Origin of the sequence: Chroococcidiopsis sp. CCNUC1 (assembly GCF_023546805.1) — a bacterium.
GTDB classification, from domain to species: domain Bacteria; phylum Cyanobacteriota; class Cyanobacteriia; order Cyanobacteriales; family Chroococcidiopsidaceae; genus Chroococcidiopsis; species Chroococcidiopsis thermalis.
The window spans coordinates 3,122,629-3,146,761 of the sequence record NZ_CP097480.1 but is presented as its reverse complement, the minus strand read 5'-3'; the positions used below and the strand labels follow the sequence as shown (position 1 = coordinate 3,146,761).

At 42.6% G+C, this 24,133-nt stretch carries 23 protein-coding genes; 14 read left to right on the top strand and 9 right to left on the bottom strand.

Annotation, left to right across the window (positions count from 1 at the left end):
* The first annotated feature begins 11 nt into the window (after nucleotides 1–11).
* The 3 genes from mnmG to M5J74_RS14700 all read left to right on the top strand — a co-directional run bounded on the left by mnmG (nucleotide 12) and on the right by M5J74_RS14700 (nucleotide 3,155).
* A complete protein-coding gene (mnmG, locus tag M5J74_RS14710) occupies nucleotides 12–1,934 on the top strand; it encodes a tRNA uridine-5-carboxymethylaminomethyl(34) synthesis enzyme MnmG (protein ID WP_250017088.1) in 1,923 nt (640 codons plus the stop codon).
* 51 nt (nucleotides 1,935–1,985) lie between these two features.
* Entirely contained in the window at nucleotides 1,986–2,555 is a 570-nt protein-coding gene (locus M5J74_RS14705) for a TIGR04376 family protein (protein WP_250017087.1), read from the top strand.
* A 282-nt stretch (nucleotides 2,556–2,837) separates the two neighbouring features.
* Nucleotides 2,838–3,155 carry a hypothetical protein gene (locus M5J74_RS14700; protein WP_015154831.1) on the top strand — a complete coding sequence of 106 codons (318 nt, stop codon included), beginning with the start codon at nucleotides 2,838–2,840 and terminating at the stop codon, nucleotides 3,153–3,155.
* A 92-nt stretch (nucleotides 3,156–3,247) separates the two neighbouring features.
* On the opposite strand, the gene M5J74_RS14695 is transcribed toward M5J74_RS14700, so the two are convergent.
* Entirely contained in the window at nucleotides 3,248–3,493 is a 246-nt protein-coding gene (locus M5J74_RS14695) for a hypothetical protein (protein ID WP_250017086.1), read from the bottom strand.
* A gap of 405 nt (nucleotides 3,494–3,898) precedes the next feature.
* Between M5J74_RS14695 and M5J74_RS14690 the strand changes: the two genes are divergently transcribed.
* A complete protein-coding gene (locus M5J74_RS14690) occupies nucleotides 3,899–6,313 on the top strand; it encodes an ATP-binding protein (protein ID WP_250017085.1) in 2,415 nt (804 codons plus the stop codon).
* Between the two features lie 63 nt (nucleotides 6,314–6,376).
* Here M5J74_RS14690 and M5J74_RS14685 read toward each other — a convergent pair whose 3' ends face one another.
* Nucleotides 6,377–7,609 carry a glycerophosphodiester phosphodiesterase gene (locus M5J74_RS14685; RefSeq protein ID WP_250017084.1) on the bottom strand — a complete coding sequence of 411 codons (1,233 nt, stop codon included), beginning with the start codon at nucleotides 7,607–7,609 and terminating at the stop codon, nucleotides 6,377–6,379.
* Nucleotides 7,610–8,141: 532 nt separating this feature from the next.
* On the opposite strand from M5J74_RS14685, the gene ligA reads away from it, so the two are divergent.
* The 4 genes from ligA (at nucleotide 8,142) to M5J74_RS14665 (ending at nucleotide 12,873) form a co-directional block, all read left to right on the top strand.
* Nucleotides 8,142–10,169, top strand: a complete 2,028-nt coding sequence (ligA, locus tag M5J74_RS14680; protein WP_250017083.1) for an NAD-dependent DNA ligase LigA — start codon at nucleotides 8,142–8,144, stop codon at nucleotides 10,167–10,169.
* A gap of 184 nt (nucleotides 10,170–10,353) precedes the next feature.
* A complete protein-coding gene (locus M5J74_RS14675) occupies nucleotides 10,354–10,509 on the top strand; it encodes a hypothetical protein (RefSeq protein WP_158631888.1) in 156 nt (51 codons plus the stop codon).
* 108 nt (nucleotides 10,510–10,617) lie between these two features.
* Nucleotides 10,618–11,670 carry a LysR family transcriptional regulator gene (locus M5J74_RS14670; RefSeq protein ID WP_015154825.1) on the top strand — a complete coding sequence of 351 codons (1,053 nt, stop codon included), beginning with the start codon at nucleotides 10,618–10,620 and terminating at the stop codon, nucleotides 11,668–11,670.
* A 105-nt stretch (nucleotides 11,671–11,775) separates the two neighbouring features.
* Nucleotides 11,776–12,873, top strand: a complete 1,098-nt coding sequence (locus M5J74_RS14665) for an anthranilate phosphoribosyltransferase family protein (RefSeq protein ID WP_015154824.1) — start codon at nucleotides 11,776–11,778, stop codon at nucleotides 12,871–12,873.
* Between the two features lie 62 nt (nucleotides 12,874–12,935).
* Here M5J74_RS14665 and M5J74_RS14660 read toward each other — a convergent pair whose 3' ends face one another.
* A complete protein-coding gene (locus M5J74_RS14660) occupies nucleotides 12,936–13,772 on the bottom strand; it encodes a carbonic anhydrase (protein WP_015154823.1) in 837 nt (278 codons plus the stop codon).
* 6 nt (nucleotides 13,773–13,778) lie between these two features.
* Here M5J74_RS14660 and M5J74_RS32745 point away from each other — a divergent pair, with 6 nt between their 5' ends.
* Nucleotides 13,779–13,907 (top strand): hypothetical protein, encoded by a 129-nt coding sequence (locus M5J74_RS32745; protein WP_256498793.1) that lies wholly within the window; start codon nucleotides 13,779–13,781, stop codon nucleotides 13,905–13,907.
* Between the two features lie 124 nt (nucleotides 13,908–14,031).
* Here M5J74_RS32745 and panD read toward each other — a convergent pair whose 3' ends face one another.
* The 4 genes from panD to M5J74_RS14640 form a co-directional block, all read right to left on the bottom strand.
* Nucleotides 14,032–14,418 carry an aspartate 1-decarboxylase gene (gene panD, locus M5J74_RS14655; protein ID WP_015154822.1) on the bottom strand — a complete coding sequence of 129 codons (387 nt, stop codon included), beginning with the start codon at nucleotides 14,416–14,418 and terminating at the stop codon, nucleotides 14,032–14,034.
* Between the two features lie 57 nt (nucleotides 14,419–14,475).
* Nucleotides 14,476–15,018, bottom strand: coding sequence for an inorganic diphosphatase (locus tag M5J74_RS14650; RefSeq protein ID WP_015154821.1), 543 nt, complete (start codon nucleotides 15,016–15,018; stop codon nucleotides 14,476–14,478).
* A gap of 175 nt (nucleotides 15,019–15,193) precedes the next feature.
* Nucleotides 15,194–15,382, bottom strand: a complete 189-nt coding sequence (locus M5J74_RS14645; RefSeq protein ID WP_015154820.1) for a hypothetical protein — start codon at nucleotides 15,380–15,382, stop codon at nucleotides 15,194–15,196.
* Between the two features lie 141 nt (nucleotides 15,383–15,523).
* A complete protein-coding gene (locus M5J74_RS14640) occupies nucleotides 15,524–16,006 on the bottom strand; it encodes a MarR family winged helix-turn-helix transcriptional regulator (RefSeq protein ID WP_015154819.1) in 483 nt (160 codons plus the stop codon).
* 89 nt (nucleotides 16,007–16,095) lie between these two features.
* Between M5J74_RS14640 and M5J74_RS14635 the strand changes: the two genes are divergently transcribed.
* The 3 genes from M5J74_RS14635 to M5J74_RS14625 all read left to right on the top strand — a co-directional run bounded on the left by M5J74_RS14635 (nucleotide 16,096) and on the right by M5J74_RS14625 (nucleotide 18,527).
* Nucleotides 16,096–16,266, top strand: coding sequence for a hypothetical protein (locus M5J74_RS14635; protein WP_158631889.1), 171 nt, complete (start codon nucleotides 16,096–16,098; stop codon nucleotides 16,264–16,266).
* 40 nt (nucleotides 16,267–16,306) lie between these two features.
* On the top strand, nucleotides 16,307–16,546 hold the full coding sequence (locus tag M5J74_RS14630) for a hypothetical protein (protein ID WP_015154818.1): 240 nt from the start codon (nucleotides 16,307–16,309) through the stop codon (nucleotides 16,544–16,546).
* 724 nt (nucleotides 16,547–17,270) lie between these two features.
* Nucleotides 17,271–18,527, top strand: coding sequence for a glycoside hydrolase family 16 protein (locus M5J74_RS14625; RefSeq protein WP_015154817.1), 1,257 nt, complete (start codon nucleotides 17,271–17,273; stop codon nucleotides 18,525–18,527).
* Between the two features lie 140 nt (nucleotides 18,528–18,667).
* Here the strand turns inward: M5J74_RS14625 and M5J74_RS14620 are convergent, their stop codons facing one another.
* A complete protein-coding gene (locus M5J74_RS14620; RefSeq protein WP_015154816.1) occupies nucleotides 18,668–19,444 on the bottom strand; it encodes a WecB/TagA/CpsF family glycosyltransferase in 777 nt (258 codons plus the stop codon).
* A gap of 1,266 nt (nucleotides 19,445–20,710) precedes the next feature.
* On the opposite strand from M5J74_RS14620, the gene M5J74_RS14615 reads away from it, so the two are divergent.
* Nucleotides 20,711–21,877 (top strand): glycosyltransferase family 4 protein, encoded by a 1,167-nt coding sequence (locus tag M5J74_RS14615; protein ID WP_250017079.1) that lies wholly within the window; start codon nucleotides 20,711–20,713, stop codon nucleotides 21,875–21,877.
* Nucleotides 21,878–21,940: 63 nt separating this feature from the next.
* Entirely contained in the window at nucleotides 21,941–23,107 is a 1,167-nt protein-coding gene (locus M5J74_RS14610) for a glycosyltransferase family 4 protein (protein WP_250017077.1), read from the top strand.
* Here M5J74_RS14610 and M5J74_RS14605 read toward each other — a convergent pair.
* Nucleotides 23,100–24,074 (bottom strand): RsmB/NOP family class I SAM-dependent RNA methyltransferase, encoded by a 975-nt coding sequence (locus tag M5J74_RS14605; RefSeq protein ID WP_015154813.1) that lies wholly within the window; start codon nucleotides 24,072–24,074, stop codon nucleotides 23,100–23,102. The genes M5J74_RS14610 and M5J74_RS14605 overlap by 8 nt on opposite strands.
* Nucleotides 24,075–24,133: the final 59 nt, after the last annotated feature.

The following is a 24,133-nucleotide window of genomic DNA, read 5'->3' as shown; positions in this document are numbered from 1 at the left end:
CAAGCAAGACCATGCGATCGCCTACTTCCGTTCAATTTCTCGATGCCTATGATGTCGTTGTCGTCGGCGCAGGGCATTCTGGTTGTGAAGCTGCCCTAGCTGCGGCACGCTTGGGTTGTAAAACTTTGCTGCTGACGTTGAATCTCGATAAAATTGCTTGGCAACCTTGCAATCCAGCAGTAGGAGGTCCCGCTAAATCCCAACTCGTTCATGAAGTGGATGCTTTGGGTGGAGAAATTGGCAAAATGGCAGACCGCACGTATCTGCAAAAGCGGATACTGAATGCCTCTAGAGGACCTGCTGTGTGGGCGTTGCGGGCGCAGACGGATAAGCGGGAATATGCGGCTGTGATGAAGCGCATCGTAGAGAACCAAGAGAATCTGACGATCCGCGAAGGGATGGTGACAGATTTAGTCCTGGGTGCAAACGATGAAGTTGTCGGGGTAGAAACTTATTTCGGCGTAGCGTTTGAGTGCAAAGCAGTCGTACTGACAACAGGAACGTTTCTCGGCGGACGGATCTGGGTAGGAAATAAATCCATGCCCGCCGGACGCGCCGGAGAATTTGCCGCAGAAGGATTGACGGATACTTTAAATAGGCTGGGTTTTGAAACCGGACGGCTGAAGACGGGAACTCCCGCCAGAGTAGACAAGCGATCGGTAGATTACAGTAATTTAGAAATTCAGCCAGGAGATGAGAAAGTCGGCTGGTTTAGTTTCGATCCTCAAGTGTGGGTGGAACGGGAACAAGTGCCTTGCTACCTTACCCGTACGACAGCAGAAACCCATAGAATTATTCGAGAAAACTTACACATGTCGCCCGTGTATGGCGGCTGGGTGGATGCGAAGGGACCGCGCTATTGTCCTAGTATTGAAGATAAGATCGTCCGGTTTGCCGACAAAGAAAGCCACCAAATTTTTATCGAACCGGAAGGACGAGATATTCCCGAACTTTATATTCAAGGGTTTTCCACAGGGCTACCAGAAGCAATTCAGTTACAAATGCTGCGATCGCTACCCGGTTTAGAAAACTGCGCCATGCTGCGTCCTGCTTATGCGGTGGAATACGATTATCTACCCGCGACGCAGTGCTATCCCACGCTGATGACGAAGAAAATTGAAGGCTTATTCTGTGCAGGACAGATTAACGGTACGACGGGTTATGAAGAAGCCGCCGCCCAAGGTTTTGTGGCTGGGGTGAATGCAGCACGATTTGTCCGTCACCAAGAATTTATCGTATTTCCCCGCGAACAGAGTTATATCGGCACGTTAGTTGATGACTTGTGTACCAAAGACTTACGCGAACCGTATCGGATGCTGACCAGTCGTTCGGAATATCGGTTATTGTTGCGATCGGATAACGCCGATCGCCGTTTGACTCCCATAGGGAGGAAAATCGGCTTAATTGACGATCGCCGTTGGGAATTGTTTACATGCAAGCAGACAAATATTGCCGCTGAAAAAGAACGGTTGCATACGACACGGCTGAAAGAACACGATGAGATCGGTATTGCGATCGCCTCTGCGACTCAACAAGCAATTAAAGGTTCGATTACTTTAGCCGATCTGTTGCGTCGTCCTGGTTTCCATTACACCAATTTAGAAACTCACGGATTGGGCAATAGCGATCTGAGTTTGGTAGAAAAAACAGCAGCGGAGATTGAAATTAAGTATTCTGGCTATTTACAACGCCAGCAAAATCAAATCGACCAAATCGCCCGTCAAGCAAATCGTCCCTTACCTCCAGATTTAGATTATGGGGCAATTGACACCCTCTCGAAAGAAGCGCGGGAAAAACTTGCTAAAGTTAAACCGCTGACGATCGGACAAGCAGCGCGAATTGGTGGCGTAAATCCAGCGGATGTCAACGCACTGCTGGTTTACTTGGAGGTGCGTTCTCGTCGTACCTCTACTGAATCGACAGTATTAGCATAGACAGTAGGGTGGGCATTGCCCACCCTACATTTATTAATTGGAGTTCTCACAGTGGGTTTATTTGACGATTTCAGCCGTTTTTTAGAAAGCCGTTTAGAAGAATTCTTGCGGAACAATCCTCATTTAGAAATAGAAGCGCTATCGGAACAGTTGCGGCAACAAGAGGAAGATACTTTAAAGTTAATTGCAGAACTCCAGTTACAAGAAAAGCGATCGCAGGATGAAATTCTCACTACAGCACAAGAAATTCAAAAATGGCACATTCGGATTGAGAAGGCAAAAGCGGCTAATCGGCTTGACTTAGCAGAACCAGCACAGCAGCGAGAAGCAGCGTTATTGCGCGAAGGAAATCAACGCTGGGGACAAATGCAAGGAATTAAGGAACGGATTAGTCAAGCTAAAGAATTACTCAAAAAAGTGCAGCAACGCCGTCAGGAGGTACAAGCAAAAGCCGCACAAGTGCAGGCTAATCGTGCTACTCAGTCTTCTCAACGCTTTGATACGGCTGGCTGGAATCAAAGTCGCAGCTTCTCCAGCGGTGCAGACGATTTGGATGCAGCTTTTCGCCGTTGGGAAACTGACGATGAGTTGGAAAAGCTAAAACGGAATTTGGGGAAATAAGGAAGTCAAAAGTTAAAAGGTAAAAGTCAAAATACTGAAAACGAGATTTTTCAGATTTTCTTGCTAAATTCTGTTGCTGATGTGGCGAGAGTTAATGTCTGTTGCCCAATCAACAAATTTTGATGCGATTTCTTGAACGCGCGATCGCTAAGCGCTCTAAATTAATATCGTTCAATTGGGTGGTAGAATAATCCCATTTGGCAATTTGATTTCAGGTATATTAAGTTGTTAGGAGTCTGTTGTAAGCAAAGATGAAAATATAGCTAAAGAGTATTAATAACAATGAAAACTAAAAAAAGATTCAATCAACAAGAATTTCAAAAAATCCTTTCTGGATTGTTTTTTCTACTAGGAATTCATCTAGCTATTTTAACGGTATTAAAAGTTGCAGCATTTTTTATTAGCATGTTTAATCCTCTGTTAGCGGCAAATACAATTTTAGTAGGATTCTATTTAGGAATATGGCAATTATTTTATGCAATTCCTATTATTTTGTGGTTAAAACGCACGCAACAGTGGGGCAGAATGAAAGGAGTCATTATTGGTACTGTAGTTACATTTATGACAAATATTTCTATTTTTATGAGTTTTTTAAACTGATAGAGACAGCGAGTAACAAGCTAGAGAGTGATGTGTGGTGCGTAGCTAAATTCTTAGTATCTAGTCACCAGCCACTAGTCACTAACAACTGATTACGATTTTGTTTCATCTAAAATACGATCGCCACTATCCGATCCAGATCGATCGCCAGGATAGCCAGCATCAGCTAGTAGATCGTCAATAACTTTACCAAAAATGCTTTTGTTAGAATTTGAACCGATCGCTAAAAACAAGCCTCCCAATATATAAATAGGCAACGGTAAAGACAAGTGTTTCATCCAGTCGAATAACTGAGCAATCGCAAACAGGATGAAAAAGCAGGCTATCCAGATCCTCATCTCCATCTCCTCCAAATTGTAGCTAGATAGAGGATAATCGATTTCTTACCTAAATGACATCTTTTGTTTGCGATCGCGCCAAGACGCAAAGCCGCGAAGTATCCTTTGCGCCTCTGCGTCTTTGCGTGACATTGCCTAGTATACAAAATATTGCAAAAGCTTGACATCATGAAGACTATACCCATTGTCTGACAACAGAGGCGGTTGCTGAATTTAATATTAATTAGTGTAATAAAATATATGTTCAGAAAATCTCTGTTTCTATAATTATTAATAGTTAATTTTCCGTCAATAGCTTTTAGTTACTAATTGTAAATCTGAGAAGAGTAAGTCAACAATGCAAGTGTGAATGACGATCGCCACAGCGCGATCGCGGCTTCTATTGGGCAATCAGCCTAGAGTCCTATGCGATTTCTGTATAAATTCCCTACCCTAGTCTTAGGAAAGACTTCTTTACAAAATCTCCTTCTAACTGCTTTTGTGTTGCAAATTATTGCAATAGTAGGACTAGTGGGAAATCTTTCGTTTCAAAATGGACAAAGGGCAGTCAACGATCTTTCTGAACGATTGCAAACTCAGATTGCGGAACGTCTTTATTTACAGCTAAAAACTTATTTACAAACACCACATCTCCTCAATCAGGTTAATCAAAATGTGATTGAAAAGAGTTTAGTAACAGCACCTTTAGCTGAATTTGAAAGCTTATTATTAAACCAAATGCAGTCGTTTGAGATCGTTCCCTATACAGCTTGGGGAAATCAAAAAGGAGAGTATGTCGGGATCGATCACCTCACAGATGGCAGGCTGCATATTGAAGTTGTAAATAATCCATCCAATCCCAAATATTATACATATACAGTCAACAGTCAAGGACAGCGAGGAAAACTCGTTCAAGTCACTCCATATTACGATCCAAGAACTCGCCCCTGGTATCAAGAAGCAGTTCAAAAGGGTAAAGCTGCCTGGAGTCCTATCTATATTTGGTTTAACCAGAAAGAGATGGCGCTCGATGCAGTCTTACCAGTTTACGACCAAAACAGAAATTTACTTGGAGTCTTAGATACTCCTTTAAAACTCTCAAGAATTAGCAATTACCTACACCATATTCCAATTAGTAAATCGGGACAAATTTTTATCCTCGATCGCTCTGGTTTACTGGTAGCATCTTCAGATAATTATCAGCCATTTTCTATCGTGCAAGGAGGCAAATTGCAACGCCTCAAAGCATCAGAAAGTAAAAATCCCTTGGTTCGATCTACGGCACGATATCTAACGACAAACTCGCACAAATTTATAAATACCGATCGCCCACAACAGCTAGAATTTAGCCAAGATCGCCAACGATATTTTGTAGATATACATCCTTTTCGAGATAGTTGGGGGATTGACTGGCTGATAGTTGCGGTGATTCCAGAAGCCGATTTCATGGAAGATATCTACGCCACGACTCGGACAACAATTGTACTATGTGTTGTGGCTTTACTCGTAGCAGTCATAATTGGAATTTTTACAACTCGATGGATTGCCAAACCAATTCAACGCCTAAATACTAGTGCTAAACATATCGCCAATGGAGAATGGGATAAAACCGTAGAAGAACTCGGACGTTCGGATGAAATTGGCGAACTGGCTAAATCCTTCAACAGTATGGCAGTAGAATTGCAAAAGTCTTTTGCTGAGATGCAAGAATTGAATGTAGCGCTATCAGCCAGCGAAAGGCAATTGCATCAATTTTTAGAAGCTGTACCCGTGGGCGTAATCGTTCACGATTCAACTAGTAAAATTTCTTACGCCAATCAAACAGCACAGCATCTACTCGGCAAGATTATCTCAGATGCTACATCAGAGGAATTAGTGAAACTTTATCAGGTCTATCGCGGCGATCGCCCCTACCCGACTGAAGAATTACCAATGATGCGGGCATTAAAAGGCGAAACCGTTATTGTTGACGATTTATCGCTGCATCGAGATGGTAACGTTCTTCACCTTGAAGTCCGCGCTACGCCAATTCGAGAGGATTGTGGCAATATTGTCTATGCTATCGTTGCCTTTACTGATATTAGCGATCGCCGACGAGCCGAGCAAGAAATCAGAGAATTAAATCAAAGCTTAGAACGCCGCGTTAGCGATCGCACAGCCGAACTTGAAGCCGTTAACAAAGAGTTAGAGGCATTTTCTTATTCAGTCTCCCACGACCTGAGAGCGCCATTAAGACAAATTGATGGCTTTAGTCAGATATTACTCAGCCGTTACACAGACAAGCTAGACGATCGCGGTAAAGACTATCTCCAGCGCATTCGCGGTAACACTCAGCAGATGGGCGAACTCATAGAAGGCTTGTTAGCTTTATCGCGGGTGAACCGTAGCGAGTTGCAACGCACGGAAGTCAATTTAAGTGAATTAGCCACCGAAATCGCTGCCAAGCTTCAGGAAACACAACCAGAAAGACAAATTACATGGGCGATCGCGCCAGAAATAATTGTTAGTGGAGATGCTAGATTGTTGGGCGTGCTGCTAGAAAATTTGCTGAATAATGCCTGGAAATATACAGCGAATCAAACCCAACCTCGGATTGAATTTAGTACTTTGCGGCAAGAAAACGGTCAAGTCGTGTATTTTGTCCGCGACAACGGTGCGGGCTTTAATATGAATTATGCTAGTAAACTCTTTGTAGCTTTTGGGCGCTTGCATTCACCTGCTGAATTTCCAGGTACGGGGATTGGATTAGCCACCGTCCAGCGGATCGTTCACCGTCACGGGGGGCAAATTTGGGCGGAAGGTAAGGTGGGAGAGGGTGCAACTTTCTATTTCACGCTTTAAAGATCGCGCCAAGACGCGAAGACGCAAAGAATGCTTAGCGTCTTCGCGTCTTTGCGTGACATTTTACAAACAAGAATTTCCCGTACCCCCAGAATTCCAAACCCGGCGATTTCTACTTTGTTGGCTGTACTTCGGATTTTGCATTCCACAAGCAACACGGTTGCGGACGACAAAAGCGGTATCTGGGTTGTCGCTAAATAAGCCATCTACACCCAAGCGATAAAATTGCTCGTATTCGGCTTCTGGGTTATTGTCGTAGTCGATCGCTAAAAAGAAGGATTCGTTGCGGAAAGTATACGGATGGACGAGTAAACCTGCGGCGTGTGCGTCATCTATTAAAGATGTTGGTTCTGCTGCCAAGCGTCTATCAGCTTCGCTAAGTTGTCTGTCGCCATTTACATCATCTGGCTTGCCATCTCCATTTTCATCCACAGATTCACTGGGAATAATTAATCTTTTAAAAGGTCCAATTCCATCTGCATATTCAGTAATCTTTTCTAATTCTTCAGGAGATGTTAGATCGCCATAGGTACGCGAATCGCCACTGACAACAAAATCGTAAGGTTTGGCATCAGCTTCATCGAATAATTGTACCAACGGCACGTCAACTAATTTGTTTAATTGCTTTAAATTTGCAGTTTCAAAAGATTGAATGAATACTGGATCGTCAGCATCATCTAAATTATTCTGTCTTAAGACTTTGGCTAGAGGTTCTTCCAAAGATAGATCGATAGAATCGAAATAAGTAGGATGTTTTGTTTCGGGATAAATTCCGATAACTCTGCCAGTTTCAATACTTTTGCGTTTAGCTAGATCGATAACTTCTTGCAAAGTTGGTACTTCATAAAGTCCGTCAAATTGTGCCGAACCTGGACGCAATTCGGGTATGCGTTCTTTAGCTCTAAGAGTTTGAATTTCTGCTAAGGTAAAATCTTCGGTAAACCATCCTGTATATTCTATACCGTCAATGGTTTTAGTCGTTTTGCGCTTGGCAAATTCAGGACGATCGCTGACATCTGTTGTCCCGGTAATATCATTTTCATGCCGCGCAATTAGAACGCCATCCTTAGTAGAAACCAAATCCGGTTCGATATAGTCAGCACCCATCGCGATCGCTAACTCATATGCTGCTAAAGTATGCTCTGGACGATAGCCGCTTGCACCTCTGTGTCCGATAACAATTGGCGGTTTTCCTGTTAATGTATCGGCTGGCGATCGCTGTGCATCCACCTTATATGCACCAACTAGTGCTACAACTGCTGATGCTAGCACGATTAAGCGAGAAAGACGCAACATATTTTCATCCCTCAAATGGTAATAGGTAATTGGTAATAGGTAATTGGCGATGAATTTGTAGTAGAACTAATTGATAAGTCAACCAACCATTAAATTAGCTATACCTTAGTGAATATACGGTTTTATAATTAAGACCTGTTTAACTAAAAATTAAAATTGTTCTTATTAGTTCAAATAACTAATATTCTGAAATATAGTAGTTTTATTTAATGCGTGGAATATCAATGCATGGTGGGCAATGCCTTTGATAAAACCACTTATTTTTGGCGAACGATTTAGAATTTTTATAAATATCAAATAAACAGATCGAGTCAATCTTTAGGTTATGTGTTTATAGAATTCAATTTACGTAATTAAATTTGCTTTATTTAAACTTGTTAGGAAAAACAATCAAGATTTAGTGAGATTTTCCACAGTTTATTGCGTAAAATAGTACAAATAAACTAACGTTAGTCCTCCATAGCGGCGACGATATGGATGAAACTCAGTAACCTAGAAAAGAACGCTAAGTGGGATGTAGAAGGAGATGTTGGTGGAACAGCGAGTACGGGAATTGCAGCAGTTATTGCAAAACGCTAGCTATGCTTACTACGTTCTAGACAACCCGATAATGGAAGATTCGGTTTACGACCAACTGTATCGGGAATTACAGGAACTTGAAACCCAATATCCGCACTTAATCACGCCCGATAGTCCAACGCAACGGGTGGGAGAAAAACCCGCTACCCAATTCTTCTCAGTGCGTCATAACATCCCACTTTACAGTCTGGAAAATGCTTTTAACATTGACGAATTGAAGGCATGGGAACAACGGTGGCGGCGGAATGCTCCTATAGAGACGTTGCATGCAACACCTCTACAAGAATACGTATGCGAACTCAAAATCGATGGTTCGGCGATCGCCTTAACTTATGAAAATGGGTTACTCGTGCGGGGGGTAACTAGGGGTGATGGCGTGATGGGTGAAGATATTACCCAAAATGTCAAAACAATTCGTGCGATTCCTTTGCGGTTGCAGGTGGACAATCCTCCTACAAAGGTAGAAGTGAGAGGAGAGGCATTTTTACCCCTAGATGTATTCGAGCAAATCAATCAAGAGCGATCGCAAAAGGGCGAACCACCATTTGCTAATCCGCGTAATGCGGCGGCGGGGACGTTGCGCCAACTCGATCCTCGCATTGTCGATAAACGGCGATTGGATTTTTTTGCTTATACGTTACACGTTGCTGGTAGAGATGATGCGAGTGTCTACCAAACTCAATGGGAAGCTTTAGAGTTATTACAGCAGATGGGGTTTAAGGTGAATCCCCATCGCAAGTTATGTCCTACAGTGCAGGAAGTTGCTGAATATTATCGCTATTGGGATACCGAACGGTTAAATTTACCTTACATGACAGATGGGGTAGTGGTGAAGATAAATTCTCTACCCCTCCAGGAGCAATTGGGATTTACACAAAAGTTTCCCCGTTGGGCGATCGCCTTGAAATATGCAGCCGAGGAAGCCCCTACCCGCGTCGAAGAAATTGCGGTGAATGTAGGGAGAACGGGGGCGTTGACTCCGATGGCAATTATGCGTCCAGTGCAGTTGGCAGGAACGACGGTTTCTCGCGCGACTTTACATAATAGCGATCGCGTGGCTCAATTGGATATCCGCGTCGGCGATACGGCAATTGTCCGTAAGGCTGGGGAAATAATACCTGAAGTCGTGCGGGTGTTGCTAGAACTTCGCCCCGCCGGAACCCAACCTTTTCAAATGCCTACCCATTGTCCGACATGTAGCCAACCCGTTATCAAAGAAGGGGCAGTTACGCGCTGCGTCAATGCTTCCTGTCCGTCAATTCTCAAGGGAGCTTTGGAACACTGGGTGAGTCGAGATGCTTTAGATATTAATGGCATGGGGGAAAAGCTAGTCCATCAATTAGTCGATCGCGGTGTGGTTCATTCTGTTGCCGATCTCTACAATCTGGATGCTGAAAAACTAATGCAGTTAGAACGCATGGGGCAGAAGTCAGCGGAAAAATTGGTGCAGGCGATCGCCGCTTCTAAAACTAAACCTTGGTCGCGGGTATTATATGGTTTGGGTATTCGTCATGTAGGTAGCGTCAACGCTCAGGTATTGACCCAAAAGTTTTTTACAGTCGAGCAGTTAGCAGCAGCAAAAACCACAGATATTGAATCAGTTTACGGAATTGGGGCAGAAATTGCTCATTCGGTCTACGATTGGTTCCGCATTCCAGCAAATCAGTCTTTAATTGCTCGACTGCAAGCAGCTGGTTTGCAGTTAGGTGGGGAAGCGGTTGAAGAAACGGCTCGACAAAACGATGCATCCTTACCACTAGGGGGTAAAACTTTTGTTATTACTGGGACTTTACCCACACTGAAGCGGGATGAGGCAAAAGAATTGATTCAGAAGGCTGGAGGTAAGGTAACGGATTCAGTGAGCAAGAAAACAGATTACCTTGTCGTTGGCGAAGAAGCTGGTTCTAAATTAGACAAGGCGCAAAAACTGGGAATTGCAATACTAAGCGAAGCACAGTTGTTAGAAATGGTTGACAGTTGATAGTTGACAGTTGACAGTTCTCAGTGAAGATTGGTGCGTAGCGAGTCGTGAGAAGAACTCACAAAAAATTAATAAATTTTTTCGTATTAATACTGAGGTTAGTTAAAAAAACTTGCCCTTCTAATAGTGAAGGTACAAAGTATAAAAACTAGGCATTTTACTCGATCTCTTTAACTTTTAGAAAATGAATAGAAATACCACTTATTATTTTGGTTGCAGCTTTATGCAATATTTACATTGGCATACTTCTGCATCAAAGTCAGCGCGATCGCCCGCTAACCCGCAGTTACCTAACAACTGCCATGCTCAAATCAACAGCATCGCCCAAACAGAAAGCTGAACCCACCGCTCACCGATCGCTGTTGAGCTGTATCAAGTTCTACTAAACCTGGAGCCGAGATCGGTTAATTTAGATTGATGCCTTAAATGTAATTCAGGCTACATCATCATGCGGCTAGAACAGTTGCAAGCCTTTTTGGCGATCGCGGAATCAGGTAGCTTTCAGCAAGCAGCTCGCAAATGTGGAGTTACCCAATCGACAATCAGCAGGCAAATTCAAGCCTTGGAAGCCGACCTAGAAGTTCAGCTATTTCATCGGACAGCACAGGCTAAGCTGACGTTGGCAGGAGAGCGACTGTTGCCCCGTGCCCGTAAAATCTGCCAGGAATGGCGCTACGTTACGGAGGAGTTGGCAGATTTGATGGCGGGAAAACAACCGGAGTTGTGTGTTGCGGCAATCCATTCTTTATGCGCCCATTATTTGCCTCCGGTACTGCAAAAATTCTGTCGCAATTATCCCGATGTCCAACTGCGCGTTACAGCGTTGGGTAGCGATCGCGCTTTAAAAGTCCTCAAGGATGGATTGGTAGATCTGGCGATCGTCATGAATAATCGTTTTTTAACTACCAGCCCAGAAATGGTGACGGAAGTGCTATACGATGAACCCATTGAGGTTTTGGTGGGAGCAAATCATCCGTTGGCACAATACGAACAGATTCCCTGGTTGGAACTCATCCGCTACCCTCAAGTTGTATTTAAAGACGGTTATGGGATGCAGCGTTTAGTCCAAGAGCGTTTCGATCGCCTGGGTGCTACGCTCCAAGCCGTGCTGGAAGTGAATACTCTCGATGCCTTTCGCGGAGTAGCGCGACAAGGAGAACTGATCGCCTTATTGCCGCAGTCTGCCCTGGTAGAATCGCGTCTCGATCCTACCCTTGCCGTTCGTCCAATTGCTAACACTGACAGCAATGGTTCTCTTGCGCCAGGGTCTAGCTTATCGCGCCAAGTCGTGATGGTAACAAGTCAAGATCGACTCAGCATTCCACCGATTCAATATTTTTGGCAACTGGTGCGAGAACTCGTACCACCTAAACTGAGTGTAGAAGAAGAGACGTGGGGGAACGAAGGAGACAAGGGGGACAAGGGAGACAAGGGAGACAAGGAAGCAGAGGGACAGAGGGGTAGAGCGGCAGAGCAAGTAATTCTAGCCACTAGCCACTAGCCACTAGCCACTTCTACCTACTACTCACTCTCTTGGCAGCGTTCCTTAACATTCAGCAGTGCAAAGGAACTGGAATTTTGAGAATTTCGATCGAGCAATTACATCATGAGCAACGCATTTAGGGATTTACTGCGGAAAGTGGGAAGCGGTAATCATACAAAAGAGGACTTAACTCGCACGGAAGCAGCCGCAGCAACCCGAATGATGTTGTTGAGAGAAGCAACCCCTGCTCAGATTGGTGCGTTTTTGATTGCCCACCGGATTAAACGTCCTACAGGGGCAGAACTGGCAGGCATGTTAGATGTTTACGACGAACTGGGACCAAAACTACAACCTATTGGTAGCTCTACTCCGGTGATGGTTTTGGGCATTCCCTACGATGGACGCGATCGCACTGCGCCAATTAGTCCTCTCACTGCCCTATTGCTGACGGCTGCGGGGCAAGCGATGATTATGCACGGTAGCGATCGAATGCCGACTAAATACGGCGTGCCACTGGTAGAGATCTGGCAAGGGTTAGGAGTTGATTGGACTGAGTTATCTCTAGACCAAACTCAGCAAGTTTTTGAGAATACAGGTTTGGGATTTGTCTATTTACCCCAACATTTTCCTTTAGCTCAAAAAATATTTGAATACCGCGATCAAATTGGCAAGCGTCCGCCTTTTGCCACGATGGAATTGATGTGGTGTCCCTATGCAGGAGCGGCGCAGATTGTGGCGGGATACGTCCATCCTCCCACGGAACATATGTTTCAAGTTGCCTTGTCTTTACGCGGTACAAACAACTTTACGACAGTCAAAGGATTAGAGGGGAGTTGCGATCTCCCCCGCGAACGGACGAATATTATTGGTTTATCTACACCCGACACAACCGATGAATCGGGGTTAATTGCGATCGATCGCCTGCACCTTTCACCCCGCGATTATGGTTTTAGCAGTCACAATGTCCCTTGCGATCCGACCGAACATTTAGTAGCAGATATGCGATCGGTTTTGCAAGGGAAACCCTCAGAAATGATGCAATCTGCGATTTGGAATGGCGGGTTTTATTTATGGCGTGCTGGTATTTGTGCCGATATTAGTGCGGGAATCACTCAAGCAGAGGCGATGTTTGCCAGTGGAGAAGTGGCACAACAATTGACGCGAATAATTCAAGCAATTGAGTCAATTCAAGTTCGCGATCGCTCCTACAGTCAACTATAAAAATGTCGTTTGTCATTTGTCATTTATCATTTGTTAGTAGGGTGGGCATTGCCCACCATAGATCATTTCCTACCATTAGATCCCCGATAAATTCGCTCTGCTTGTTCTGAAGACAGCCACGATATAGATGAAGACCCCTGCAAACCTCCATTGTCTCCATTACTGACAACTTCGTAGTGCTGGCGATGAGGGAAATCGCAGGCGATGGGAGGAGGAGGAGCGTTACTAACTGTAAACTCGCCTGCTACTGGTCCATCTAGAGGATCGTATTCGCCAAGTTGGGATTGAGGATGGACGTAGGAATGGCTGTCAGGATCGTACGCCAAAACTTCTCCAGTTTCCAGGTGATAGATCCAGCCGTAGATTTTCAGCTTGCCTTGATACATTCTCGAATGGACGACGGGATAAGTTCTGAGGTTTTCAATCTGGGTTAAAACATTTTCTGCGATCGCAATTTCTAATAACTCTTCTGTTTGATAAGACTTATAGTTTTCTTTAATCAGTCGCCTAGTAGCTTCAGCGTGCTTTAGCCAATCGTAAACTAAGGGCATTTCTTCCTGAAGTTTATCCAATTGCAACAGTCCTTTCATCGCACCGCAGTGGGAGTGTCCGCAGACCACAATTTGCTCAATTCCCAAAGCATGAATTGCATATTCTACCGCTGCGCCTTCGCCACCATTGGCTGCTCCATAGGGTGGGATAATATTTCCAGCGTTGCGGATGACAAATAATTCTCCAATTTCTGTTTGGGTAATCAAGTTAGGATCGACGCGCGAATCGGAACAACTGATAAATAAAACCCTCGGTTTTTGTCCGTGGGCAAGCTGTTCAAACAGTTCCGTGTGGGTAGAAAAGTAGTTAGTCTTGAAATCCCGCAGCCCTTTGATTAGTTTCTTCATAACTCCATGCCCTTACTATTTCCCTGTTCGATCGCCTCACCGCACCAGAACCGCGATCGCCCTAATTGGTGTAAATCTTCTGACTTTATGAGTCTACCTAAAGCGCGATCGGAAAGAAAGTCATCTTATACATAAATCACAAAATATCAATGCAGTTTTAAATAGGTATACATCAAGAAATTTTATACTGAGGTGCGAAGCAGCAAAGTGAATTCTTCACAACTTAGCGCGATCGCTCAGTAAAATAATTCTGCTAAAACTAAACTTGAGCTAATAATAGATCGTCGTAGCGGCGTACTTCTAACAATCGATTTTTACTATCTACTAAAACAACTGTAGGACAAAAAGTTTCTAGTTCTGCTGGAGTTAATTGAGCGTAGGTCATAATAATCACCCGATCGCCACTTATCCCTAATCTTGCCGCAGCACCGTTTAACTCAACTTTTCCAGAGTTTGGTGGTGCGGCGATCGCATAAGTAATTAATCTTTCACCATTATTTACGTTGACGACTTGCACTTGTTCGTAGGGTAATATCCCAGCAGCATTTAACAAAGCGCGATCGATACTAATACTACCTACGTAGTTAAGATTTGCCCCCGTTAGGGTGCAATTGTGGATTTTGGCGAGGAGAAATGTGCGTTGCATGGGCGGGAATTGGGTTAAGTATAGAGACGTTACACGAACGTCTCTACATTTAGGAAGTTAAACAGTTTCTGAGTCTGAATCGCGACCTTTTTCGCTACCAGCTTTGACACACTGTTCTACTAAAGGCATAACGCGATCGACATCTTGCCAGCCGCGAATTTCCGTGACCTTCTTTTCTAAATTTTTATAGCTGCGGAAGAATTCGGCAATTTCGTCTAAACGGTGAGGCGCAATATCGTTGAGAGATTTGACGTTTGCGTAACGCGGGTCTTTATCGGGGACGCAGAGAATTTTTTCATCGCGATCGCCACCATCAATCATTTCTAACATCCCAATTGGTCTGGCGGCGATGACGCAGCCTGGAAAAGTTGGTTCGTCCATCAATACCATCCCATCCAACGGATCGCCATCATCAGCCAAGGTATTCGGCACAAAACCATAATCGTAGGGATACTGCACTGAGGAATATAACACTCTGTCTAAAGCAAAAGCTTGCAGATCCTTGTCGTATTCGTACTTATTTTTGCTGCCAGCAGCAATTTCAATCAAAACGTTAATTAAACCTGGCTTTGGTTGAGCCGGAATGCGGGATAAGTCCACAATAATTCTCCAAGATGACAGCTAATAGCGATCGATGCGCGATCGCTTTACCTGTAGCATTTTAGGCTAATATGGACGGCTTGGAACAGTGACCAGTGACCTGTTACCAGTGACCAGTAAATCAAAAATGTGAGGTGTAGTAAGAATTTTAAAATTCTCTAGCCACTAGCCACTCTTATTTATCTGTCCTTTGTAGCGAATAGGAAAGGGGCTGCTCTAGCTGCACGTCATTTGACGAGTAGTGAGCGATCGCCAGTAGAGGTACGATGAGCGTCAATACCGCGATCGCCGTTCCTACAATTTCTGCCAACCTGGGGGGTGATTTCTCACCAGGGTTGGCAGAATTACTACTACTTGATTCCATAAAAAATGTTCAAAACCTAGCTTTGGGAGAGTTCAAAGAACTTTATACGTCGATTAGGGCAAACTTATGCTCTATCTATTTCTATTCTAACTGCTCTGCCCAGAAAGACTGTTTGCTATTCAACAATCTCAAAACAAGAAACTAGGGGCTGGGGATACTCCTACTCGCAGGAATATCTCTCGCTCCTAATCCTAGCCGTTTGCACATGCGTCCCAACTCTGTTTGCTCTGTTGGGGTGAGAACGCTCATCTCTTCCACGACAGCAGCAACGTGCGTCGGAAAGATTTCACTAATTAGGTGCTTGCCTTTTTCTGTTAAATGTACTTTAATGCAACGGCGATCGCCGACTTCTCTTTCCCGTCTTACCAACTGCCGCTTTTCTAAGTTGTCGATCACTAAAGTCATGTTACCACCGCTTTTGAGCAGTTTCTCGGCTAAATCTCGCTGATGGAGAGGTCCCAGGTGATAAAGTGCTTCTAGCACCCCAAACTGACTTACGGTCAAATCTACATCGAGCAAATGGCGATGAATCCGATTCGATACCGATTCTGCTGCTCGAACTAACTTGACTAGCGTATCTAAGGCGAAAACCTCCTGTTGTGTGCCGAGGTGTTTTGTACCCATTAATTGTTTTACATTAAATAATTCAATATTACCTTATTCAGGAAAGATCTAGTTGTTATTTAACCTCATAGCAATTCTCGATTGCGTACGTGACATTTGTAGGGGCGCACAGCCGTGCGCCCCTACAGATCTGGTTTACCCAATTGAAAATCGCTCTACTGGCGATCGCCAGTAGGATGAATTTTTGCTGGGCATTTTCCTCCATCTGTCGGTTTTCTGTAAATTCGCTGTTGCATCTAGCCGCCAAGCAAGTAAGATAGTGGAGAAAAATAATCTACTAGAAAAAATTAGCATCTATCTATGGATAGAAAAACAAAGCGTCTGACTCTTCTGATTGTTTCCTGTAGCGCAGCCGGTGTGATTTTGGGGGGTACGTCAAGCTGGGCGGAAAGTAAACAGTGTTTGCAAGCTAACAATGTCACCAGCGACTGTTTGACTCAAAATTCTGTCATGAAAACTTTACAAGGCATGAGTACGGGTTTAATTGCGGGTGCAGGTGCAGCGTTTGGCGCAGCATGGCAGTTAAGGAATGAAGATTGAGCGAGAGGGGCTAGGGTTGGTTGTCAGTTGAGCTACTAGCCATTAGCTACTCACTCACTATGAGTTCGTCTTTGTCAGTAATATTACTACATATAAGAACGTCGTGCGTATTTTCAGGTGCGATCGCAGATTTCTTATCACTATTAAATGTTTATTTTATATTGAATTATTTGTTGTTTTTACTACAAGTATGTAAGTAAATCTTTGTTGCTAGCAAGTTTCTTTTAAAAATTACGTGAATTTGGTATTGCGGAGTACCACTTTGCCAAAAGTTTTTAAAGAATCAATAAAATTTCATATCACCTCTCAGTAAAAACTCTCTATTAACAATTTTCCGTGAAATCTCGATTGAGCCACAATAAAGAAATTGTTAAATTTATATATAGATTGCTGACGCTAAAGCGTTTGGGCAATTAAAACATCTAGCACAAACTAACAGAAAGTATTCAAATCGATCTATCAATTGATAGATTATGTGGCAATAAACAGCCTTTTATTAATAGCTATCTGTACATTTATTGTTCTAATTTATGTGCTTGAGCGAATAGCCATAGCTACGCAAGTATCTTCATAAATTTGACATGCCAGCTTTCGACTATCTAACTTCAGCTATTTCGCTTGAAGTATAGGTTGGCTCGTGCAAATTTTTTTCAGCAAATAACTTACCTATCTGGAATTCACTTGAGATTCCACCATCGCCCTAATTATTCATAGGAAAAATATTGTGAAGCGATATCCTCATCTTCTTAAATATACTAAAAAAATTCTGCAAGGATTGAGCCTCATAGCTGTACTGTGCAGTCCTACTACTGTCTTAGCTGACCCTGTTGGCGATGGTTGGGCGCTTGTGTTCAGCGATGATTTTAATGGTACGCAACTCGACAAAAAGAAATGGAGTACTTGTTATTGGTGGGGGAATAATGGCTGTACGAATGGTGGTAGTGGAGACGTGCAGTGGTATCAACCAGATGATGTATTTGTAAACAATGGCATTCTTCGTTTGAGAGCCCAGAAACGCAAAATGAATGGCTATGAATATACCTCTGGAATGATTTCCTCGCACGATAAGTTTGCTTTTCAGTATGGTTATGCCGAAATGCGAGCAAAAATGCCTAACGGTCGGGGTTTTTGGACAACCTTTTGGCTAGCTTCTCAACGTAGAGCGTGGCCTCCAGAAATTGATATCGCTGAGTATTTGGGTAGCCAACCCAACAACATGCATATGACCTACCACTATTCCACTCCGACTAGCAAGCACCAAAGCTCTCCTTGGGCATATACCGGGGCTGATTTTTCTGCCGACTACCATACATATGCAGTGGAATGGAATCCTAAAGAAATCATTTGGTATATCGATGGTATGGAACGGCGGCGCTACACGGCTACAGAACACATTTCTGCGGAAGCAATGTATGTGATGGCAACATTTGCCCTTGGTAAGGCTTGGATTAATACCCCACCAGATGAGACAACTCCGTTTCCCAGTTACTCCAACGTCGATTACATTAAGGTGTGGCGACACAAAGATAGTCCCTCAACACGCGCAGTCACACCGATAATTTCTGAAACTGAAGGATTGAAAGTAGCAGCTAAATCTAACCTGGCTCATGTAATATTTTTAGGGAACGCCAAAGCAGACGCTAAGTTAAGCAATCACATGGGAACGATGCTTGACTCGAATAAAGTAGGTGATTCTGTCACTTATACAGTCAACGTACCAGAAGCCAGAACTTTTAATGTCAGGGTTGGAGTCAAACGATATCACAATAGAGGCAAATTTCAACTGTCGATTGGTGGTACTAACTGCGGTAATCCTCAAGATCTCTATGCTTCATCTTCTGATTACGTGGAGCTAGATTTAGGCAACATTACCTTTGATGCCTCTGGTAACAAATCTTTTAAATTTACCGTAGTGGATAAAAATGCTCAAAGCAGCAGTTATAAGCTAGCATTTGACTATATCAAATTGACTCCAAAATGACCGCAGAAGTGATGAGTGAGAAGTAGGAAAATCTCTCTTCAGTGAGGTTGCTAGCTCATCGTAGAGGCGCGAAATATCGTGTCTCTACAAAGCTTTCAACCAAATTTAACCAAAGTCATCAGACAGATTATCTCATCCTATTAATTACCTGACTTATAGACCCGCTTCTCTCTATGGGGAATTGTATACATGTTAAACTTTTGCTTGATAATTAACCAGAAGAAGGGTAGATCTTCTACTAAATATCTTTTCCACAATCTATGAGGTTCTAGCAAAAGTCTATACAACCATTCAAAGCCTACTTCGCTCATCCATTTCGGCGCTCGCTTGACATTTCCTGCTTCAAAATCAATTGTTGCACCTACAGCCAAAAAAAAATCAATCTTAGGTAGCTTGTTTCGATACTGATAAATCCATTTTTCTTGTTTTGGCGCTCCCACCCCGATTGCTAATACTGTAGCTCCCGAGCGATTAATCATTTCAACTATTTCTGCGCATTCTAGTTCATTACGGTCAAACCCCAAAGAGGGAGAATGAGCAGCAACTACTATATTTCTACCTATTTTTTTATTGAGCTTTTCTTGTGCCTTAACCGCAGTCTCTTTTTGTCCACCTAGTAAGAAAATCTTGATTTTTTCATTGTTTCTGTGATAGGTACAGAAGGCAGGAAAAAAATCTGAACCAGAAATTTTTTCCTTAATTGGCGTACCCAAAAATCGCGAGGCATAGACCAATATTTGACTATCACATAGTTTGTAGTCAGCTATTTCGTAAGCTCGCAAAAACTCGCGATCGCATTGTAACTTCATCAGATGATCTACATTAGGCGTAAACACAACCCCTGACTTTAGCTGCCTCAGTAGTTCTTTGATACTTAAATTGTCAAAATCCAAGTTTAGTAGATTAACTTTCCGCATTGATTTATTAGCTCCTCAATCGAGCCTTAAACTGAGACTATCACTTGACGATCTACTGACCAGTTACACCAACTAGTTATAGCTGTATCTACCGACATTGCAATCCAAAACATATTGAGTAGCCAGTTTATTTCTCCTATCATTCCGATAATCATGCCATGAAATTGCCATAGTATACTATTAGGTGTGCAATCTAGTTGTCAACCCTTGGGAAAACTTTATATTTGTTTATTTAATAACACCTCAAGGGATAACAATTTCATAGAAATATGTCGTAACTCAGTAGTTTATATGTAAGTTGGTGGTATTTGTGAATGTTGTCAGCGCCGTTCTGGTTGTACTGACAAAAAACAAGTATCAAAACGAACAATTTCTTCCTTCTCGACCCGAGATACTTCAGGTACAAATTTGTAATGCAGGGTTACCGTCAAAACAGAGCGCGTTGTTTGTTTCGTGTATCAGAATGACAATTTACGTGTTCGCTCTCACGTAGAGATTGCTGACAGAGAATAGGACTGAACTTACAGTGAAAAAAGCTCCGCAGCAAGTATCGTGGCTGGGTCTTATATTACTTAAGTGTCCTCAAACTATATTTCGTTCTCATGCTAGCTACAGATAGCACATAATATCGTCTTCCTCTCGACATACCTAGATTGAGGTATTTTGCGTAAACATTCGCATTGCCAAATATTGAAATACATAATATGGTCTTATGGATAAAAACTGAGGTAGCAACGATAAGGGAACTTTTTTTAACCGAAAAAGTCAACAAGCGTCAATAGATCGTGTCTGCTTCATCACTAAGTAGTTTGAATGACTGATAATGCTAGCATGGGACAATTCGGAGAGTAGCTTGTTTGCGAAGAATCGTCAAATTCAATACATAATCTGGTTTTAACATGCAAGACTTTTTCTGCTCCGGCATTTTCGATTGCTTCTCAAGAATGGCAATTGTAGCAGTATTGCATTTAGCACGCAGTTGAAAGCAGCGTTGAGACCGAAATCTCTGGTGTTGTGAGTTGGTTATGGGGCTTGATGTTTGTTAGTATGTTCCCGAACCAAACATCATAACAAGTGTAAGTTACAGACTCCTACACTGTTTAGCAAATACTCAACAACCGAGCGCGATCGCAACTTTAGCAAACGATGCACGCTGTGGTATCTGCTTTTACCGTTTAAACATCCGTTCGTACCAAACACAGTTGGTGGTTCTACGATTCAGCTATTCAGACAATTTAAACCTTACAGCCACTTATACCTGAAGTCATGAAAATAGCTTACCTCACTACATATGATGTCCTGAACCAGGCAAAGTGGCCGAAGTACCAATCAGGTTTATGTGCAGCAGGCTATTTCCTAGCACGGACTTTGGAAGAACAAAACGTAAAACTCGATTTGGTGGGACCTTTAGAGGCAAAAAATACCCTATCGACTAGAATAAAACGGCGAATATATACTTCTGTGCTGAAAAAGCAATACTATCACTGGACCGATCCTGCTGTTTTGCGCAATTATGCCAATCAAGCCCTACAGAAAATGTCGCCATTCAAGTCAGATGCCATCTTATGTCCAGAAAATTCTCTGCCAATTTCATATCTTGACTCCGATCTGCCGATAGTTTTGTGGTCTGATGCGACGCTTTATTCACTGATAAACTTTTATCCTTATCTCAGTAATCTCTGTCGAGAAAACTTTCATAATATTACGGCAATGGAAAAAGCAGCACTCGATCGCTGTGAGATGATTATCTATACATCTGACTGGGCGGCTCAAACTGCAATTGACGCTTACGGTGTCGAACCATCAAAGGTCAGAGTCATTCCTTGGGGTGCAAATATAGAATGCGATCGCAGCCTTAATGATGTGAATAATATCGTGGAAGCGAGGAATAACAAAACTTGCAAGCTGTTATTTTTTGCTGTGGAATGGTTGCGTAAGGGTGGAGATGTAGCTTTAGCAGTAACCAAAGCATTAAATGAGGCTGGTTTACCAACAGAATTAACTGTAGTAGGATGTCATCCGCCTGAGTCGGAAATCTTACCGGATTACGTTACAGTTATTGGCTATATTAACAAATCAACAGCAGATGGTCGAACTGCACTCGATCGAATTTTAGCTGATTCGCATTTTCTGATCCTACCTACCCGCGCTGATTGCGCTCCTCATGTTTTAATTGAAGCTAACTCTTTTGGCGTTCCCTGTTTAACTACAAATGTAGGTGGAATCAAAACAATTGTTAAAGATGATGTGAATGGAAAAGTCGTCGAGCTAGATACAGATATCTCCGAGTACTGCACTTACGTAACTCATTTATTCGAGCATTACGAGCGGTATAAAGCCTTAGCCAATTCTTCTTTTTATGAGTACGAAATTCGGCTTAACTGGAATGTGGCAGCCAAGGAAGCAAAAAAGTTAATTATGGATTTAATCTAGTAAGCCTAGTTTTTTGAGCAAGTTCTGTTATAATTTGCTAGATTTTGCTGAGCTTCACTGAATATGAACATAGCTTTTGTGACTCATTATGATATTTTTAACAGCAATAAGTGGCATCCAAAAGCAATCGGGTTTAGTGGCACGAGTTATTACAAAGCTGAAGCACTCAAAGAGCGGTTTACTAATTTTGAATATATTGGTCCGTTAACAGAACGGCATTCTCTAAGGACTAAATTCAAAAGACGTTTGTATAAATATTTGTCTACCAAAGCGTATTACGATTGGGCTGCGCTCGATTTACAAAAGAATTACGCTCGACAAATTAACACCAAGTTATCTAACAGTAACTCTCAATTAGTTGTTTGTCCAGATATTTCTACGATCGCCTATGTAGAATGCCAGCAACCGATTGTTTTATGGACGACAAATACTTATGGAGCTTGCATTGACTTTTACGATGATTTTAGCAACCTTTGTCAAGAAACGATCGATAATCTCGTAACGCTCGATCGACTTGCCCTCAGTAAAGTGCAACTGGCGGTTTTCCCCTCCACTTGGGCGGCGGAAGCAGCAATGAATAGCTATCAAATCGATCGCAGTAAGGTTGAAATCGTACCATATGGAGCTAACATAGAATGCGATCGCACGATTGACGACATTCAAAACTTAGTAGAAGCAAGAACAGCAGAGCGATGTAAGTTATTGTTTCTCGGAGTCAGTTGGTATCGTAAAGGAGGAGATATAGCTTTAAAAGTTGCTAAAAAACTCAAACAACTAGGTATCGATGTCGAGTTAACAGTTGTTGGTTGTCAACCTATAACTGACGAACCGTTACCAGATTACGTGGTTAATGTTGGGTTTATCAAAAAATCCGATCCAGAAGGTAGCGATCGCTTAAATCAATTAATTTCTGACTCTCACTTTTTAATTTTACCCTCTAGAGCCGAGACTTATGGAAATGTGCTTTGCGAGGCTAATTCATTTGGAGTTCCTTGTCTGACAACTAAAGTTGGCGGGATTCCTAGTATTATTCAAGATAATGTGAATGGAAAACTATTTGCCTTAGATGCTGATGTTAAAGACTATTGTGAGTACGTAGCCCATTTATTTACTAACTACGCTCAATACAAACAACTAGCATATAGTTCATTTCACGAATATGAAACTCGTCTTAACTGGTCGGCAGCGGGAAAATCAATGCAGACCATCATTACAGAAAAATTTAGCTAATAAATTTAGGAGCGATCTGTTGTTGTCGCAACATTTCTAAATTTAATAGTTGTTTATTTAATGATGCTTGACTCATGTTTTCCTGATTTTGAAACAAGGCAGTGAAAGCTCCAGCACCCATACCATCTTGAGGGAATAGACGATAACAAGGAATAGTGGTTAAATGAGATTGGTAGCGCTCTAAATGAGAAATACTCACAGGTTGAAATTGTGGAAATCTAGCTAAAAACCACTCGCACACTTGCTCGTTTTCTTCGATTGAATAAGTGCAAGTCATGTAGGCGAGATAGCCTTGCGGAGCAACAACTTGAGCAGAGTTAGCAAGAATTCTTTTTTGTCTGCTAGCATTTTTATGAATTAAAGTCGGATGAAAACATCCTAATGCTTTATCTCCTTTAGCTAGTAAAGATTGCCCGGTACAAGGAGCATCAACAATTGCAAGACTGCAAGTATGAGGTAAGCGCTGAGTCCAAATCTGCGGATCGATATTTGTCACAGCAGTAGGGCTAATTTGACAACGTTTTAAGTTAGAAATTAGCATTCCCAGACGCTTACCAATCACTTCATTACTTATCAGTAACTCTGGCTGCAATGCTTTCCAGGCAAAAATTCCTTTTCCTCCTGGTGCAGCACACATATCTAAAATAGTGGAAATTGGTTCAGAGATAGCTAGCAAGGTTGAAGCAGCAAATACTGAGGAAAAATCTAAGCAATAGTAATAACCGTCCTCATGTAAAGGAAACTTTCCTGGTTTTTCACCAGGTGATACGCAATCTACAAAAGCAGGTTGCCATGTAATTGCAGTTGTTACTGCAAATGGTAAAGATTCAGGCTTTTGCCGACACCAGATAATGCAGGTAGGAAAAGATTGCGGCTGAGTTAAGGCTTGAATAAATTGCTCTTGTGCTGTTGAATCGTCAAATAAACGCCGACTGAGCTTAAGTAACAAATTTGAAGGCTTGTCCACACAAGGAAAATCAAAGCTCTGCGTTTTCTATTGTAGTGGGAATGGTAAGTCAGTTGACA